The organism is Streptomyces sp. NPDC001204 (assembly GCF_053598035.1).
The window spans coordinates 69,881-85,092 of record NZ_JBSFJL010000018.1 but is presented as its reverse complement, the minus strand read 5'-3'; the positions used below and the strand labels follow the sequence as shown (position 1 = coordinate 85,092).

The following is a 15,212-nucleotide window of genomic DNA, read 5'->3' as shown; positions in this document are numbered from 1 at the left end:
TCTCCCCCCGCCTCCCTCTCACTCCCCACACCGAGGAGCGATTCGTCGTGACCATCACCCAGCCCGACCTGAGCGTCTTCGAGACCCTGGAGTCCGAGGTGCGCAGCTACTGCCGCGGCTGGCCGACCGTCTTCGACCACGCGCGCGGCAGCCGCATGTACGACGAGGACGGCCACGAGTACCTCGACTTCTTCGCGGGCGCAGGCTCGCTCAACTACGGCCACAACAACCCCGTGCTGAAACGGGCGTTGATCGACTACCTGGAGCGTGACGGGGTCACCCACGGGCTCGACATGTCGACCACCGCCAAGCGCACGTTCCTCCAGACCTTCCAGAACCTGGTCCTGCGCCCGCGTGACCTGCCGTACAAGGTGATGTTCCCGGGCCCGACCGGCACCAACGCCGTGGAGTCGGCGCTGAAGCTGGCCCGCAAGGTCAAGGGGCGCGAGGCGATCGTGTCGTTCACCAACGCCTTCCACGGCATGTCGCTGGGCTCCCTGGCCGTCACCGGGAACGCCTTCAAGCGGGCCGGCGCCGGTATCCCGCTCGTGCACGGCACGCCCATGCCGTTCGACAACTACTTCGACGGCAAGGTCCCGGACTTCCTGTGGTTCGAGCGGCTGCTGGAGGACCAGGGCTCCGGTCTGAACAAGCCGGCCGCCGTGATCGTCGAGACGGTGCAGGGCGAGGGCGGCATCAACGTCGCCCGGCCCGAGTGGCTGCGCGCGCTCAAGGAGTTGTGCGAGCGGCAGGACATGCTGCTGATCGTCGACGACATCCAGATGGGGTGCGGGCGCACCGGGGCCTTCTTCTCCTTCGAGGAGGCCGGCATCGTGCCCGACATCGTCACCGTCTCCAAGTCCATCAGCGGCTACGGCCTGCCGATGTCGCTGTGCCTGTTCCGGCCGGAGCTGGACGTGTGGGAGCCGGGCGAGCACAACGGCACCTTCCGCGGCAACAACCCGGCGTTCGTCACGGCCACGGCCGCCCTGGAGGCCTACTGGACGGACGGCTCGGCGATGGAGAAGCAGACCCGCGCCCGCGGTGAGCTGCTGGAGCAGTGGCTGATCTCGATCACCGAGGAGAACCTCGCGGACGTCAAGGAGTACCGGGGCCGGGGTCTGGTGTGGGGCCTGGAGTTCCACGACCCGCAGCGGGCCGGACGGATCGCGCGGCGCGCCTTCGGCCTCGGGCTGCTGGTCGAGACGTCCGGCCCGCAGGGCGAGGTCGTCAAGCTGCTGCCGGCGCTGACCATCACCCCCGAGGAGCTGGACGAGGGCATGAGCGTCCTCGCCCGCGCGGTCCGCGAGACCGCCTGACCACCGAGCGGCAGAGCACCGGAACACCGGAGCACCGCAAACAACGACGCAAGGAGGCACGCAGCACCGTGATCGTCCGTTCGTTCAAGGACATCGAAGGCACCGACCGGCATGTGAAGGCCGCGTCCGGCACCTGGGAGAGCAAGCGCATCGTCCTCGCCAAGGAGAAGGTCGGCTTCTCCGTGCACGAGACGATCCTGTACGCGGGTACGGAGACGTCGATGTGGTACGCGAACCACATCGAGGCCGTCGTCTGCGTCGAGGGCGAGGCCGAGCTGACCGACCGCGAGACCGGGAAGACCTACACGATCACGCCCGGGACCATGTACCTCCTCGACGGCCACGAGCGGCACACGCTCCGCGTCAAGGAGGACTTCCGCTGCATCTGCGTGTTCAACCCGCCCGTCACCGGCCGGGAGGACCACGACGCGAACGGCGTCTACCCCCTGCTCACCGAGCCCGAGGAGGTGTGAACACCCCATGACCGACGTCACCGACCTGTACCCCACCCGCGACACCACCGAGGTGACCACTCCCCGCCAGGACCCGGTCGTCTGGGGCTCCCCGGACACGCCCGGACCGATCGACACGGCCGGCCTCCAGTCGTTCGAGCGCGACGGCTTCCTCGCCGTCGACCAGCTGATCACCGAGGACGAGGTCGCCGTCTACCGGCGGGAGCTGGACCGGCTGGTGGGCGACCCGGCGATCCGCGCCGACGAACGCTCCATCGTGGAGCCGAAGTCCAAGGAGATCCGCTCGGTCTTCGAGGTGCACCGGATCAGCGAGGTGTTCGCCCGGCTGGTGCGCGACGAGCGCGTCGTCGGGCGGGCCCGGCAGATCCTCGGCTCGGACGTCTACGTCCACCAGTCGCGGATCAACGTCAAGCCGGGCTTCGGGGCCAGCGGCTTCTACTGGCACTCGGACTTCGAGACCTGGCACGCCGAGGACGGCCTGCCGAACATGCGGACGGTGTCCGTCTCGATCGCGCTGACCGAGAACTACGACACCAACGGCGGCCTCATGATCATGCCGGGGTCGCACCGGACGTTCCTCGGCTGTGCGGGGGCCACGCCGAAGGACAACTACAAGAAGTCGCTTCAGATGCAGGACGCGGGTACGCCGTCCGACGAGGCGCTGACCGCCCTGGCCGGGCAGTACGGCATCAAGCTGTTCACAGGCAGGGCCGGTTCGGCCACCTGGTTCGACTGCAACTGCATGCACGGCTCCGGCGACAACATCACGCCGTTTCCGCGCAGCAACGTGTTCATCGTCTTCAACAGCGTGGAGAACGCGGCGGTGGATCCGTTCGCGGCGCCGGTACGGCGTCCCGAGTTCATCGGAGCGCGGGACTTCACCCCGGTGCGGTGAGACGAACCGGCCGGGGGTCCGGGGGTCGGCCCCCGGAGGACACAGCACCGGAGCTCGGGACTTCACTCCGGTGCGATGACCCGGGGTGATACGGGTCGGGGCCTCCTCGTGTGGGACGGGAGGCCCCGGCCCGTGTCCGGATCCCGGTGGCGGCCTCAGCCGGCCAGCGCGTCCAGCAGGCGGTCGACGTCGGCGGGCGTGTTGTAGAGGTGGAACGCGGCCCGCAGATTGCCCGCACGCTGGGAGACCTCGATGCCCTTGGCGCTCAACTCGCCCTGACGGGCGCCGAGTCCGGGCACGGCGACGATCGGCGAGCCCGGCGCCCGGACCGGTTCGTGGCCGAGGGAGCGCAGCCCGGCGCGGAAGCGGTCGGCGAGCGCGAGATCGTGGGCGCGTACGGCGGACACACCGAGTTCCTCGACGAGTTCGAGCGAGCGGCGAGCGCCCGCGTAGCAGAAGAGGGCGGGACTCTCGTCGAACCGCCGTGCGGAGTGGGCGAGTTCCTCGACGGGGCCGTAGCAGCTGTCCCAGGGCCGCTCCCCCGCCACCCAGCCCGCGAACAGCGGGTCGAGGCCGCCGAGGTCGTCGGGGACGACGAGGAAGGCCACGCCCCGGGGGCACAGGAGCCACTTGAAAGCGACGGCGCTGACGTAGTCGTAGGCGTTCGCGTCGAGGTCCAGCCAGCCGGCGGCCTGGGAGGCGTCGACGTACACGCGCGCGCCGTGCTCGCGCGCGGCCGCGCGGATGGCGGGCAGGTCGGCGACGCGGCCGTCGGCCGACTGTGCGGCGCTCACCGCGACCAGGGCCGTGCCAGGCCGTACCGCCTCGGCGACCCGCTCCAGCGGTGCGCTGCGCACCTTCAGGTCCCGGCGGACGTGGAAGGGGTTCACCAGGGAACTGAAGTCGCCCTCGACGGTGAGGACTTCGGCGCCCTCGGGCAGCGCGGCGGCGATCAGCCCGGTGTAGACGGCGACGGAGGCGCCGGCCGCGACGCGCCGGTCCGGCACCTTCATCAGCCGGGCGAAGGAGGCGCGGGCGGCCTCGACGTCGGCGAACACGTCGGTCGGCTGCCCGGCGGCGGCCGCCGCCACGGCGGTGCCCAGGGCCTCCACCGTACGGGCGGGCAGGAGACCGAGGGTCGCGCTGTTCAGATAGGTGGTCTTCGGGGCGAACTCGGCGCGGACGAGGGTCTCGAAGGCTTCCATGGGTCCACTGTGGGGCCCGTCGCGGCCCCCGTCCATCGCGCGTTTCTGCCGAGTGCTCCGAAGGATCCCTTATGGATCCGCCCCGACCTGCGGTTCGTCCTCGCCGGTCAGCTCCGCGGCACCGCGCATCCGTCCGGGCCGCAGGCGTCCCCATCCGCGTCGCCGCCCTGGAGGAGGGTCAGCGGCGAGCGTTCGCCCCACGCCTGGGTGAGTGCCTGGGTGAAGACCTCGGCGGGCTGGGCGCCGGAGACGCCGTACTTCCGGTCGAGCACGAAGAACGGCACCCCGGAGGCACCGAGTTGCGCGGCCTCCCGCTCGTCGGCGCGGACCTCGGCGGCGTAGGCGTCGGGGTCGGCGAGCACCTTCCGGGCGGTGCCGGCGTCGAGCCCGGCGGCGACGGCCAGCTCCACCAGCCGCTCGGCGCCCTCGGTGAAGACGGACCGCTCCTCGGCGAAGTTCGCCCGGTACAGCGCGTCCAGCAGCTCGCTCTGCCTGCCGTGCTCCTTGGCGAGGTGCAGCAGGCGGTGCATGTCGAAGGTGTTGCCGTGGTCCCGGCCCCGGGTGCGGTACGCGAGCCCCTCGTCGGCGGCCTGCCGTCCCAGGTTCTCCTCGCCGTCGTGCGCCTGGGCCTCGCTCATCCCGTACTTCTTGGTGAGCATGGTGATCACCGGCTGCACGTCGTCCTTGGCCCGTCCCGGATCCAGCTCGAACGACCGGTGCACCACCTCGACCTGCTCCCGGTGCGGGAAGGCCGCGAGTGCCTTCTCGAAGCGCGCCTTCCCGACGTAGCACCAGGGACAGGCGATGTCCGACCAGATCTCGACGCGCATGCTCTCGGCTCTCTCCCGCTCGTACGGAAGCGGAGGTGGACGTCCTCCGCCAGGTCCGTGAACGTTCAATCAGCGGGTTTCATTCCCCGGTCACGGGACGGGAGGCGCTGCGCCCGCACGCCGGATCACCGGGCGTCCGCGCACGCTGCCGTCGGCCATGCGGGGCATGCAGGCAAGGGAAGGCGCGGACGTCCGGTGATCCGGTGGGGTGCGGCCGCTCAGCGCTCCAGTTGACCGTTGAAGCGGCGGGGCAGCCCGAGCGGGTTGTCGTCGCGCAGCTCCGGGGGCAGCAGCGCCTCCGGGGCGTTCTGGTACGCCACCGGGCGCATCCACCGCTCGATCGCCGTACCGCCCACGGAGGTGGATGTCGAGGTCGTCGCGGGGTAGGGGCCGCCGTGGTGCTGGGCGGGGGCCACCGCGACACCGGTCGGCCAGCCGTTGACGAGCACGCGTCCGGCGAGCGGGGTCAGCCGGGCGAGCAGTTCGGCGCCGCGTCCCTGGCCGGCCGCCTCCTCGGTGGACAGGTGCACGGTCGCGCTGAGGTTGCCGGGCAGTCGCGACAGGACGGCCTCGGCCTCGCCCTCGTCCTCGTAGCGGGCCACCACGGTGACCGGTCCGAAGCACTCCTCCAGGAGCAGGTCGTGCTCCCCGTCCTCGGTGAGCTTCCCGGCCGGCACGGTCAGGAAGCCCGCGCTGACCGAGTGCTCGCCGCCCGCGCCCGGGGTGACCGGCGACTCGACGCCGGGCAGTGCGGAGCGCCCGGCGACGCCGGTGAGGAAGTTGTCGCGCATCCGGTGGTCGAGCAGGACGCCCGGGTCGGTGTCGCTGACGGCGTCGGTGAGCGACTTGACCAGGCCGTCGCCGGCGGCTCCGGACGGCACGAGGACCAGTCCGGGCTTCACGCAGAACTGCCCGACCCCCATCGTCATCGACCCGGCCAGCCCGGTCCCGATGTCCTCGGCCCGTTCGGCGGCCGCGGCCTCGGTGACGAGGACCGGGTTGAGCGACCCCAGCTCGCCGTGGAAGGGGATCGGCGCCGGCCGCGCGGCCGCCGCGTCGAACAGGGCCCGGCCGCCGCGTACGGAACCGGTGAAGCCGGCGGCGGCGACGAGCGGGTGCCCGACGAGTCCGACGCCCGCCTCGAAGCCGTGGACGAGACCGATCACGGCCTCGGGAACGCCGTGGTGCGCGGCCGCCCCGCGCAGCACCCTGGCGACCAGTTCGGACAGTGCCGGGTGGTCGGGGTGGGCCTTGACGACGACGGGGCAGCCCGCGGCGAGCGCGCTCGCGGTGTCGCCGCCGGCGACCGAGAAGGCGAAGGGGAAGTTGGAGGCGGAGTAGACGGCCACGACCCCGAGCGGCACCTTGTAGCGGCGCAGGTCCGGGATCGGCGGGGCCGCGGTGGCGTCGGGGTGGTTGATGATCACGTCGAGGAAGGCGCCCTCGTCGACGATGTCCGCGAAGGCCCGCAACTGGTAGCAGGTCCGGGCCAGTTCACCGGTCAGCCGGACCGGTCCGAGCGCGGTCTCGGCGTCGGCGGCCTCGACGAGCCGGTCCCGGGCCCCTTCCAGCCGGTCGGCGGCGGAACGCAGGAAGGCCGCGCGGACGGCGCGGTCGGCGAGCGCCCCGCGCGCCTCGTGCGCCGCCCGCACGACGGCGTCCACCTCCTGCGCTGTGGCCTCCACCGCAACCTGTTCCCGCTGCTTCCCGGTACGGGGGTCGACACTCCAGACTGGTGCTGCCACCGCGGATCCCTCCACATGTCTTGCCGCAGTATCCGGCCGGTCCCTACGGTCGGCCGCATTCGGGTTCACCACCAGGGCGTTCGATATACTGAACGCTGTCTCTGGTGATGAATACACTGTCGGAGACTATATCTCCAGCTTCTCGTCGAACGAAGGGGTCCAGGACGATGTCGGCAGGCGACGCAGGCGGCGGGGCGCAGGTCAAGTCCGCGGTACGGACCGTGGAGTTGCTCGAGTTCTTCGCCGGCCGGCCCGGTATGCACTCGCTGGCCGCGGTCCAGGAGGCCGTCGGCTATCCCAAGTCCAGCCTGTACATGCTGCTGCGCACACTCGTCGAGCTGGGCTGGGTGGAGACCGACGCCACCGGCACGCGCTACGGCATCGGCGTGCGGGCCCTGCTCGTCGGCACCTCCTACATCGACGGCGACGAGGTGGTCGCGGCGGCCCGTCCCACGCTGGACCGGCTGTCCGACGACACCACCGAGACGATCCACCTCGCCCGCCTGGACGGCACGAACGTCGTCTACCTGGCCACCCGCCAGTCGCAGCACTATCTGCGCCCCTTCACCCGGGTCGGCCGCCGCCTGCCCGCCCACTCCACCTCGCTGGGCAAGGCGCTGCTGAGCACGTACACGGACGAGCAGGTGCGCAAGATGCTCCCGGAGACGCTGCCCGCGCTGACCGAGCACACCATCACCGACCGCGAGCGGCTCATCGAGGAACTGCATCAGATCCGCGAGCAGGGGTACGCCGTCGACCGTGAGGAGAACACCCTGGGCCTGCGCTGCTTCGGTGTGGCGATCCCGTACCGCACCCCGGCCCGGGACGCGGTCAGCTGCTCGGTCCCGGTGGCGCGCCTGACGCCGGCCCACGAGCAGATCGTGAAGGATGCTCTCTTCGACGCCCGTGACCGACTGACGCTCGCCACCCGGAGGCTGTGACACATGGAGGTCGTGCTCCGCGAGGTCCACGACAGCGATCTGCCGGTGTTCTTCCGGCAGATGAACGACCCGGAGGCGCTGCGGATGGCCGCCTTCACCCCGAAGGACCCGGCCGACCACGACGCCTTCACGGCGCACTGGCGAAGGATGCGCGCCTCGTCCGTCGTGCTGCGCACCGTCCTGCTGGACGGTGACGTGGTCGGCAGCGCCGCCGTCTACGGGGAGCCGGGCGAGCGCGAGGTCACCTACTGGGTGGACCGTGCCTACTGGGGCCGCGGCGTCGCCACGGCCGCGCTGCGCGCCCTGCTGGCCGAGGTGCCCGAACGCCCGCTGTACGCGCGGGCGGCGGCGGACAACGCCGGCTCGCTGCGGGTGCTCGCCAAGTGCGGCTTCCGGGAGTCCGCGCGGGCCCGGGGGTTCGCCGAGGCGCGGGGCCAGGAGATCGACGAGGTGGTGCTGTCGCTGCGGGCCGACGCCGGCTGAACGCGCGAGCGAGCGTGACGTGCCCCGCCCGGCCTCGTGGAGCGGGCGGGGCACGTCATGTGCCTAGCCGACGAAGTACGTCGGGTTCGGCAGCTTGAAGGTGTGCTCGGCGTAGCCGCCGTCGAGGTCGGAGTACTGGTCGCCGAAGTTGGCGACGATGTCGTACCCGAGGTCCTCGATGTGCTTGCGGGTGCCGGACTTGTACTGGACGGTCGTGCAGGTCCAGGCGCCCGGGGTGGCGCAGCCCTTCAGGTAGGACGGCGGGTTGGCCGCGTCCTTGAGGAACATGTGCGCGGCGTCGAGGTTGACGTCGGCGCCGACCTTCTTCAGGTTCTCCACGGCGGCGGAGCGCTGTGCCTCGCTCAGGCCGGAGTTGTAGAAGACCTCGACGCCCTTCTTCGCGGCGTAGCGCACGAGTTCGGGGCTGCCGAAGACCGCCGGGCGGTCGGCCTTGTTGACGTAGGCCGCCCAGGTGGCGCTGTTGTAGCCGTAGCTGTTCTTCTTCTCGTAGTCCAGGCTGAGCAGCAGCGTGTCGTCGATGTCGAAGACGACGGCCGGCTTGTTCTTGCCCTTGTGGCCCGCCTTGTCCGCCGCCTTGTCGATCCACTTCTTGGCGTCGGCGTCGACACGCGCGAGGTCCTTGGCGTACGGGCTGTCCGGGGACGCCTGGTAGACACCGTCGGCGTCGAGCTTGGTGCCGTAGTAGGTGTCGATGTCCTGGGTGAGGAGCCCGATGTTGTAGGGCTCGTGGGTGGAGTTGGCGGTGGACTGACCTGCCGTTGCCGCACCGGCGCCGTAGATCACGGCACCGGTGAGGGCGCAGGTGGCGGCGAGGGCCGCGATACGCAGTGGCTTGTGCATGAGTCGTTTTCTACGCGCGTCACCCTCGGATGCGCGAGACCGCGCGGGGTACCTTTTGCCCGATCGATATCTGACGTGGCCGACAATTCGCCTGCGCCACCCGCCGTTCACCTCGGCCGGTCACGCACTGTCAGCGTTCCCGCCACGGCGTCCAGTCGCCGAGGTACGCCTCCCGGTTCGCCGTCCGGGCCTCGGCGCGGGTGAGCTGGGGACGGTCGGCCGGGTCGGCGATCCGCGCGCCGGGGCCGGAGTTGCGGTACTCGGCGAAACGCTGGTTCTGCCAGGGGTACATGTCCGACATGTTGGCATATGGCGTGACCGCGTCGATGCCCGGGCCGAGCCAGGTGTCGCGGACGGTCAGCATCGGGCGGGCGGTCGTGTCCGAGCTGGGCACCCAGGGACGGGCGAGCTTGTAGCCGCCGTCCGGGGCCCGGCTGGTGACGCGGCCGTGCGTGACCAGGTAGCCGCGCGGGTTGGCGGCCGCGGTGGAGGGCGCGAAGACGAAGCCGTACGGTGCCGCCGCCAGGTCGGTGCGGTCCAGCGCGCGGAAGTGGCAGTGCTCGAACACCGCGGTCGCCCGGCCGAAGACGAAGTCGACGTCGCCCTCGACGTGGCAGTGGGCGTAGTACTGGCGGGCGAAGGCGGACAGGGTCCTGGTGTCGGCGTACAACGTGTCCTGGTGGCCCAGGAAGCGGCAGTGCCAGAACGCCGAGCGGTCGCCCTGCACCTTGACGGCGACGGCCTGGGTGCCGCTGACGCCGGGGTGGCCGGCGCGCAGCCAGTCGTTGGCGAAGGTGATCCGGTGGGCGGTGAAGCCGTCCGCCTGGACGGTCGTGGTGGCCGATCCGCTGGTGCCGTAGGTGCCGCCGTCGGGTGTGGGCGTGCCGGCCGCGCGGTCGTACACGATCGTCACGTCGCGGGCGTCGCCCGTGGCGCCGATCCAGGTCATGTCCGTGCGGGTGGCGTCCACGGAGACGGTCTCCCGGTAGGTACCCGGCGCGAGGACCAGGGTCCAGCCGCCGCCCGCGGCCGCGTCCACCGCGGCCTGCACCTGGGTGAAGTCGCCGCGGCCGTGCGGGTCGACGTAGAGGGTGCGCGGGGTGCGGCGGGCGGCCGGTGAGCCGTGGCGGCCGAACGGGTGCGGCCGGACGGCGGCCCCGGCGGGAGGGGCGGCCAGGCCGAGCGCGGCGCCGGCGGCGGCACCGGCGAGCAGCAGTCCCCTTCTGGACAGGCTCTCTCCGGGCCGTCCCCTTCCAGGCGGGGACGGCGGGGACGGGCGCAGGTGGGGCGAGGGCATGCGGGTGCTCCTTCGCGGTGCGGCGGGTCGGCGGCGGTGGCGGGCCGGGGCGGAGGGTGCGCCCCGGCCCGCCGGGAGGTGGACGTCAGCGCAGACGGCCGGCGCCCGCCTGGTGGTCGACGATCCCCGGCAGCGCCTTCGGGTTGTCGATCCGGGTGCGCAGGGCCGGGGTCCAGTCCCCGCCCCGCTGGAGGATCTCGTCGGGGACCCGGGCGTTGTGCACGGCGACCAGGTCGGTGAGCCTGCCGTTGACGTAGTTGTGGGACTCGGTGACCGGCGAGTCCTTCCACTTCTTGAGGACCTGGCCCGCGCCGACCCCGGGCGCGAGCGTGAACGCGTTGTGCTCGGCGACGAGTTGGGACTCCATGCCGATGCCGAAGCTGTAGCCGTAGCCGGCGTTGGCCACGAAGTGGTTGTTGTAGGAGTCGACCTGTCCGAAGCGGACACGCGGGGCCCGCTCGACGAGGTTCCTGAACAGGTTGTGGTGCAGGGTCACCTTCAGGTGGCCCCGGTCGATCGCGGCGGTGGACGCGCTGTCGCTGTTCCCGATGAGGATGGTCTTGTCGTGGTCCTCGAAGACGTTCCAGGAGACCGTCACGTAGTCGGCGCCCTTGACGATGTCCAGCTCACCGTCGTGCTGCTCGAAGATCCGGCCGTAGTAGTACGGCAAGGTGCTGTTGGGGTGCTCGCCGTCGGTGAAGGTGTTGTGGTCCATCCAGACATGGGTGGAGCCGGTGATCACCGCGCTGTCGTACTCGGAGTTCCAGTTGCCGTCGGCGGTGTCGGTGGGGTCCCACTGCGGGAAGCAGTCGAGCGGGCTCTCCAGGGTGACGTTGCGGACGATGACGTTGTCCACGTTCTTGATCTGGAGGCTGGCGCCCTTGAAGCCCGCGTCCTTGCCGACGCCGACGATGGTGGTGTTGGCGGGGACGTTCGCCTTGATGTACTTGTCCTGGAGCGCGGCGGAGGCGCGGCGCAGGCCCTCGGGGCTGTCGTCGGGCTCGCCGTCCAGGTTCCGGTCGCGGCCCCACGTCTGAGGCGCGTAGGTCTCCAGGTAGGTGCCGAAGTCGTAGCCGGGCACCTCGAAGGCGGAGCAGCTCGGGCCGTCGGCGTCGATCATGCCCTTGACCTTGATGATCTTCGGCGCGCTGCCGCCGGCGGCGAGCGCGGCCTTGAAGCCGTCCCAGGTGGTGACGGTGTAGGTGTGGGCGGCGTCGGCCTTGGCGCCGCCGGTGGTGCCGGTGCCGTAGGAGCCCCAGCCGTCCTCGGCCGCGAGCACCTGGCGGGCGGTGTCGGGGGTGTGGGGCCCGGGAGCCGCGGCGGCGGTGCCGGTGACGGCGAGCACCAGGGCGGTGCAGCCCACGGCCGCAGTGATGACACGCTCATGACATTTCTGTGTGCGCACTGTACGGATCCTCTTTCCACGGAGAGCGGGACAAGAAGGGGCGCGGGGAACCGCGCACCCAGCCACGGACGGCCCGCGGCCCGGAACCGGCCTCAAGCCCCCGGACCGTCCGCCTTGGTTTCGTCGGCCGGCGTCAGCCCTGGTTCTGCTTCCACTCGGCCTGTGCCTTGTTCAGCTGGTCGGCCAGCGTGTCCAGGAACTGCTTGGCGCTCGTCTTGCCGAGCAGCACCTTCTGGAAGTTCGCCTCGTTGTCGGCCTTGGAGATGGTGTTCCAGTCGGGCAGGTAGTACGGCAGCTGGACGATCTTCGTGTCGGCCCCGTTCAGCGCCTCGGCCGCCAGCTTCGTCGGCTCGGCCTGCTGGATCCAGGCGTCCGCGGCGGCGTCGACGTTGGTGGGCACCTGCCCGGCGGACTCGTTGAACTTGGAGTTCTCCGCGGCCGAGGCGGCGAACTCGATGAACTTCCAGGCGGCCGCCTTGTTCTTGCTCGCCTTGAACAGGCCGATGCCGTCGACCGGGTTGGACACCTGCACCCGGGTGCCGTCGCCCAGCGTGGGGTTCGGGATGCCGCGGAACTTGTCCTTGCCGAGGGCCTTCAGGTGGTCCTGGTACGAGCCCAGGTTGTGGCTCAGCATGCCGATGGTGCCGCTGTCCCACTGGGCGACCATCTTGGTGAAGTCGTTGTTGACGTCGGCGGACGGGGTGTCCTTCTTGTACAGCGCGACGTACTTGTCCAGCGCCGCCACGTTCTTCGGGTCGTTGACGGTCGTCTTGTCGCCGTCCCAGAAGGAGGTGATGCCGGTCTGCCCGTACACCGCGTCCAGGGCCGGCGCGATGGAGCCCTCGCCGCCGCGGATGGTGAAGCCGAACTCGTTCCTGCCCTTGTTCGTGAGCTTGCCCGCGGCCTCGTAGAACTTGTCCCAGGTCGTCGGCGCGTCCAGGCCGGCCTTCTTGAACAGGTCGGTGCGGTACCACAGCGTGCCGTTGTTCACCGAGGTCGGCACGTGGTACAGGGTGTCGCCGCCGCCCGCCGCCTTGCTGACGCCGAGCACGTTCTCGCTGAGCTTGCCGTTCAGCTCGCTCTTCGCCAGCCTGCCGTCCAGCGGCTCCAGCGCCCCCTGGGCGGCGATCTCGGCGAGCATCGCGGTGCCCACGCCGCCGACGTCCGGCAGACCGCCGCCCTGGATGGCGGTGTCGTACTTGGACTGGGCGCTCGCGGCCGGGATTCCGACGTAGTTGACCTTGATGTCCGGGTACTTCTTCTCGAAGTCCGCGATGATCTGCTTCCAGACGTCGGTGCGCACACCGCCGTTGTTGTCCCAGAAGGTGATCTCGCCCTTGCCGGAGCCCTCGGAACCCTTGCTCTTCCCGGAGCCGCTGCCGTCGTCACCGCACGCGGTGGCGGTCAGCGCGAGCGCGGAACCCAGGACGACGGCCACGGCGGCGCGCCTGCTTCTACGGATGTTGATCTTCATTGATCGGCTCTCTTCTTCTGGATCCAACTCGGAGGTGGAGCTTGGGGCTTGGGGCCGGGGACTCGGGGACACTTTCCGGTAAGCGCTTGCTGGAGGGGTGTGCCTCGGCGGCTCCCGACCGGGGCGACGACGGAGCGGGTTACTGCACGGTGGGGGCGGGAGGGTTCCCGACGAACGGCTTCCTCATGACAGGACCGCCTCGCGGGCCAGCTCCCCGGCCTCGTCCCGGCCGAGCCGGCCGTCGGCGACGACGGTGATGATCCGGCGCAGGACGGTCTCGCCCGGCTCGATCGCGAGCCGCCGCTCGGCCGCCAGCGACGAGCCCACGCCCGGGTACTCCGCGGCCCGCACGAACCAGGCGTCCCGGCGGGTGGCGTCGGTGGCCCCGGCGAACACCAGCGTCCAGGTGCCACCGACGAGCGCCAGCCAATCGGCGCGGGTGCCGTGGGCCTCCGCCTCGCCGTCCCGGTCGGCGGTGAGGACGAGCGGGGGCCGCTCCTCCTTGCGGGCCCGCCAGAAGAAGCCGCCGTACGCCGCGCCGGGGCGTCCGTTGGTGGCGGGGCTGCCGATCGACAGCACCCGAGGGGTGACGTTGGTGAGGGCGAAGGTGAAGTCCAGGGCCCAGGCGGTGGCGTTGAGTCCGGTGGCCGCCACGGTACGGCGCTCGCGCAGCAGTTCACTGCCCGCGGCCACCCAGCGCAGCTCCTCCTCGAACCGGTCGGCCTCGCGCAGGGGGAAGGCGGTGTGCCGCTGGGCGCCGTGGTTGTCCAGCTCGGTCGGGCCCAGGTCGCGCACGAAGGTGCGCCCGCCCCAGAAGTTGTGCCCCTCGACGTCGGGAACGGCGACACCGACGCCGAGGTGGTGCAGGTGGTCGGCGGGGCCGAGTTCGGTGACCGCGGTGCCGGCCAGGGTGGTGACGGGGTGCAGATACGGGCGCGGGGAGCGCCGGTCGGGCAGCTCGGGCCGGGTGACGTAGCGGGCGACCGGCCGGCCCGCCACGCGCAGGACCGGGGAGTCCGTCATCCGACGGTCACCTCCTTCGGCGACGCCCAGTCGACGTCCAGCTCGGAGTACAGGGAGAGGGTGTCGGCGACGGCCGCGACGAGCCCGTCGACACCGGGGACGATGCGGCGGTCCTCGTCGGCCAGGCGACGCCAGAGGCCGGCCGGCAGCGCGCCGGGGTCGGGGGCCGTGCGGATCGCCTCGACGACCCGCATGAAGGCGCCCGTGGACGCGGGCGGAACCAGCAGTCCGGCCCCGGTGGTCAGATGGCCGACCAGGTTCTCCAGCAGGTCGGTGCGGCCGTACTCGAACTCCTCCGGGCCGTGGCCGGCCCGCTGCAGCAGCACCCGGTCCTGCTTGTACCAGAAGGTGATCCGGCCGCTGCTGCCGTGCACCATGACGTACGGGTCTCCGGGGCGCTCGGCGCACAGGGTCGCCGCGACCGCGGCCGGGCCGTGCGGGGTCGTGACGCGGACGCAGCTGGTGTCGTCGGCCTCGATGGCATTGGCCCGCCACAGCTCGGTCTCGATGCCGGTGACGTCCTCGGCGCGGGTGGCGCCGAGCAGGGCGAGCGCGGTGGACACGGCGTGCGCGAGGGGGTTGGTGAGCACCCCGTCGACCACGTCGGCGCCGTTCAGACGGCGCCTGCCCGCCCAGGGCGCCCGTCGGTAGTAGGCCTCGTCGCGTGCCCAGGCGCCGGCCGCGCCGACCCCGGTGACCGTCCCGATCATGCCCTTCTCGACCAGGTCCCGGATCGCGGGCATCGCGTGCGAGCCCAGTGCCTGGAAGCCGATCTGGCAGGCGACACCGGCCTCGGCGACCCCGTCGGCCATCCGGCGGAACTCCGCATACGAGGGGGCGGGCGGCTTCTCCAGCAGGAGGTGGACGCCCCGCGCGGCGGCGGCGAGCGCCAGGTCGGTGTGGGTCGGGATGGGCGTGCAGATCACCGCGATCCGCGCGCCGGTGGCGTCCAGCAGGGCGCCGAAGTCGGCGGACTGCGCCAATGCGCCGAGACCGCCGGGGATCTCGTCCTCGGTCAGCGGGGTCAGCTCGCAGATGCCCACGAGCCGTACGAGGCCCTTGTCCTGGAGCCGGCGGATGTTGTCCAGGTGCCAGCGGCCGTGACCGCGGGCACCGGCGAGCACGACCGGCAGCGGCGTGGTGGCGTCCGTCGGCGCGGAGGTCGCCGTCGGCGCGGAGGTCGCCGTCGGCGCGGAGGTCGCCGTCGGCGCGGAGGTCGCCGTCGGCGCGGAGGTCGCCGTCGGCGCGGAGGTCGCCGTCT

At 71.5% G+C, this 15,212-nt stretch carries 14 protein-coding genes; 5 read left to right on the top strand and 9 right to left on the bottom strand.

What is annotated here, in order from left to right:
* Nucleotides 1-47: 47 nt before the first annotated feature.
* From ectB to thpD, 3 genes are all read left to right on the top strand, one after another.
* A complete protein-coding gene (ectB, locus tag ACWC91_RS23990; protein ID WP_450643618.1) occupies nucleotides 48-1,319 on the top strand; it encodes a diaminobutyrate--2-oxoglutarate transaminase in 1,272 nt (423 codons plus the stop codon).
* A 68-nt stretch (nucleotides 1,320-1,387) separates the two neighbouring features.
* Complete coding sequence (locus ACWC91_RS23985; protein ID WP_450643617.1) at nucleotides 1,388-1,792, top strand: ectoine synthase; 405 nt, start codon at nucleotides 1,388-1,390, stop codon at nucleotides 1,790-1,792.
* Nucleotides 1,793-1,799: 7 nt separating this feature from the next.
* Nucleotides 1,800-2,687 carry an ectoine hydroxylase gene (gene thpD, locus ACWC91_RS23980; RefSeq protein WP_450643616.1) on the top strand — a complete coding sequence of 296 codons (888 nt, stop codon included), beginning with the start codon at nucleotides 1,800-1,802 and terminating at the stop codon, nucleotides 2,685-2,687.
* Between the two features lie 155 nt (nucleotides 2,688-2,842).
* Here thpD and ACWC91_RS23975 read toward each other — a convergent pair whose 3' ends face one another.
* The 3 genes from ACWC91_RS23975 to ACWC91_RS23965 all read right to left on the bottom strand — a co-directional run bounded on the left by ACWC91_RS23975 (nucleotide 2,843) and on the right by ACWC91_RS23965 (nucleotide 6,467).
* Nucleotides 2,843-3,928 (bottom strand): aminotransferase class V-fold PLP-dependent enzyme, encoded by a 1,086-nt coding sequence (locus ACWC91_RS23975; RefSeq protein WP_374113869.1) that lies wholly within the window; start codon nucleotides 3,926-3,928, stop codon nucleotides 2,843-2,845.
* Nucleotides 3,929-3,999: 71 nt separating this feature from the next.
* A complete protein-coding gene (locus ACWC91_RS23970) occupies nucleotides 4,000-4,722 on the bottom strand; it encodes a DsbA family oxidoreductase (protein WP_225074092.1) in 723 nt (240 codons plus the stop codon).
* Between the two features lie 218 nt (nucleotides 4,723-4,940).
* The gene (locus ACWC91_RS23965; protein WP_450643615.1) at nucleotides 4,941-6,467 is read right to left on the bottom strand and encodes an aldehyde dehydrogenase (NADP(+)); all 1,527 of its coding nucleotides are present in this window, start codon (nucleotides 6,465-6,467) and stop codon (nucleotides 4,941-4,943) included.
* A gap of 167 nt (nucleotides 6,468-6,634) precedes the next feature.
* Between ACWC91_RS23965 and ACWC91_RS23960 the strand changes: the two genes are divergently transcribed.
* Nucleotides 6,635-7,408 (top strand): IclR family transcriptional regulator, encoded by a 774-nt coding sequence (locus ACWC91_RS23960; protein WP_225074094.1) that lies wholly within the window; start codon nucleotides 6,635-6,637, stop codon nucleotides 7,406-7,408.
* Between the two features lie 3 nt (nucleotides 7,409-7,411).
* Nucleotides 7,412-7,891 carry a GNAT family N-acetyltransferase gene (locus ACWC91_RS23955; protein ID WP_225074095.1) on the top strand — a complete coding sequence of 160 codons (480 nt, stop codon included), beginning with the start codon at nucleotides 7,412-7,414 and terminating at the stop codon, nucleotides 7,889-7,891.
* A gap of 63 nt (nucleotides 7,892-7,954) precedes the next feature.
* Here the strand turns inward: ACWC91_RS23955 and ACWC91_RS23950 are convergent, their stop codons facing one another.
* From ACWC91_RS23950 to ACWC91_RS23925, 6 genes are all read right to left on the bottom strand, one after another.
* Nucleotides 7,955-8,752 carry an HAD family acid phosphatase gene (locus tag ACWC91_RS23950; RefSeq protein ID WP_450643614.1) on the bottom strand — a complete coding sequence of 266 codons (798 nt, stop codon included), beginning with the start codon at nucleotides 8,750-8,752 and terminating at the stop codon, nucleotides 7,955-7,957.
* 130 nt (nucleotides 8,753-8,882) lie between these two features.
* Complete coding sequence (locus ACWC91_RS23945) at nucleotides 8,883-10,049, bottom strand: pectinesterase family protein (protein ID WP_450726028.1); 1,167 nt, start codon at nucleotides 10,047-10,049, stop codon at nucleotides 8,883-8,885.
* An 85-nt stretch (nucleotides 10,050-10,134) separates the two neighbouring features.
* Nucleotides 10,135-11,454, bottom strand: coding sequence for a pectate lyase family protein (locus ACWC91_RS23940; protein WP_281156758.1), 1,320 nt, complete (start codon nucleotides 11,452-11,454; stop codon nucleotides 10,135-10,137).
* 133 nt (nucleotides 11,455-11,587) lie between these two features.
* Entirely contained in the window at nucleotides 11,588-12,928 is a 1,341-nt protein-coding gene (locus ACWC91_RS23935) for an ABC transporter substrate-binding protein (protein ID WP_225074099.1), read from the bottom strand.
* Between the two features lie 183 nt (nucleotides 12,929-13,111).
* Entirely contained in the window at nucleotides 13,112-13,951 is an 840-nt protein-coding gene (locus tag ACWC91_RS23930) for a DUF6807 domain-containing protein (RefSeq protein WP_281156759.1), read from the bottom strand.
* Nucleotides 13,948-15,084, bottom strand: a complete 1,137-nt coding sequence (locus tag ACWC91_RS23925; RefSeq protein WP_450644838.1) for a Gfo/Idh/MocA family protein — start codon at nucleotides 15,082-15,084, stop codon at nucleotides 13,948-13,950. Before ACWC91_RS23925 ends, ACWC91_RS23930 begins: the two co-directional genes overlap by 4 nt.
* Between the last annotated feature and the right edge of the window lie 128 nt (nucleotides 15,085-15,212).

Coding starts and splice junctions, on each gene's coding strand:
- thpD (WP_450643616.1), top strand. CDS start 1,800: ATGACCGACGTCACCGACCTGTACCCCACCCGCGACACCACCGAGGTG.
- ACWC91_RS23975 (WP_374113869.1), bottom strand. CDS start 3,928: ATGGACGGGGGCCGCGACGGGCCCCACAGTGGACCCATGGAAGCCTTC.
- ACWC91_RS23970 (WP_225074092.1), bottom strand. CDS start 4,722: ATGCGCGTCGAGATCTGGTCGGACATCGCCTGTCCCTGGTGCTACGTC.
- ACWC91_RS23960 (WP_225074094.1), top strand. CDS start 6,635: ATGTCGGCAGGCGACGCAGGCGGCGGGGCGCAGGTCAAGTCCGCGGTA.
- ACWC91_RS23955 (WP_225074095.1), top strand. CDS start 7,412: ATGGAGGTCGTGCTCCGCGAGGTCCACGACAGCGATCTGCCGGTGTTC.
- ACWC91_RS23950 (WP_450643614.1), bottom strand. CDS start 8,752: ATGCACAAGCCACTGCGTATCGCGGCCCTCGCCGCCACCTGCGCCCTC.
- ACWC91_RS23945 (WP_450726028.1), bottom strand. CDS start 10,049: ATGCCCTCGCCCCACCTGCGCCCGTCCCCGCCGTCCCCGCCTGGAAGG.
- ACWC91_RS23935 (WP_225074099.1), bottom strand. CDS start 12,928: ATGAAGATCAACATCCGTAGAAGCAGGCGCGCCGCCGTGGCCGTCGTC.
- ACWC91_RS23930 (WP_281156759.1), bottom strand. CDS start 13,951: ATGACGGACTCCCCGGTCCTGCGCGTGGCGGGCCGGCCGGTCGCCCGC.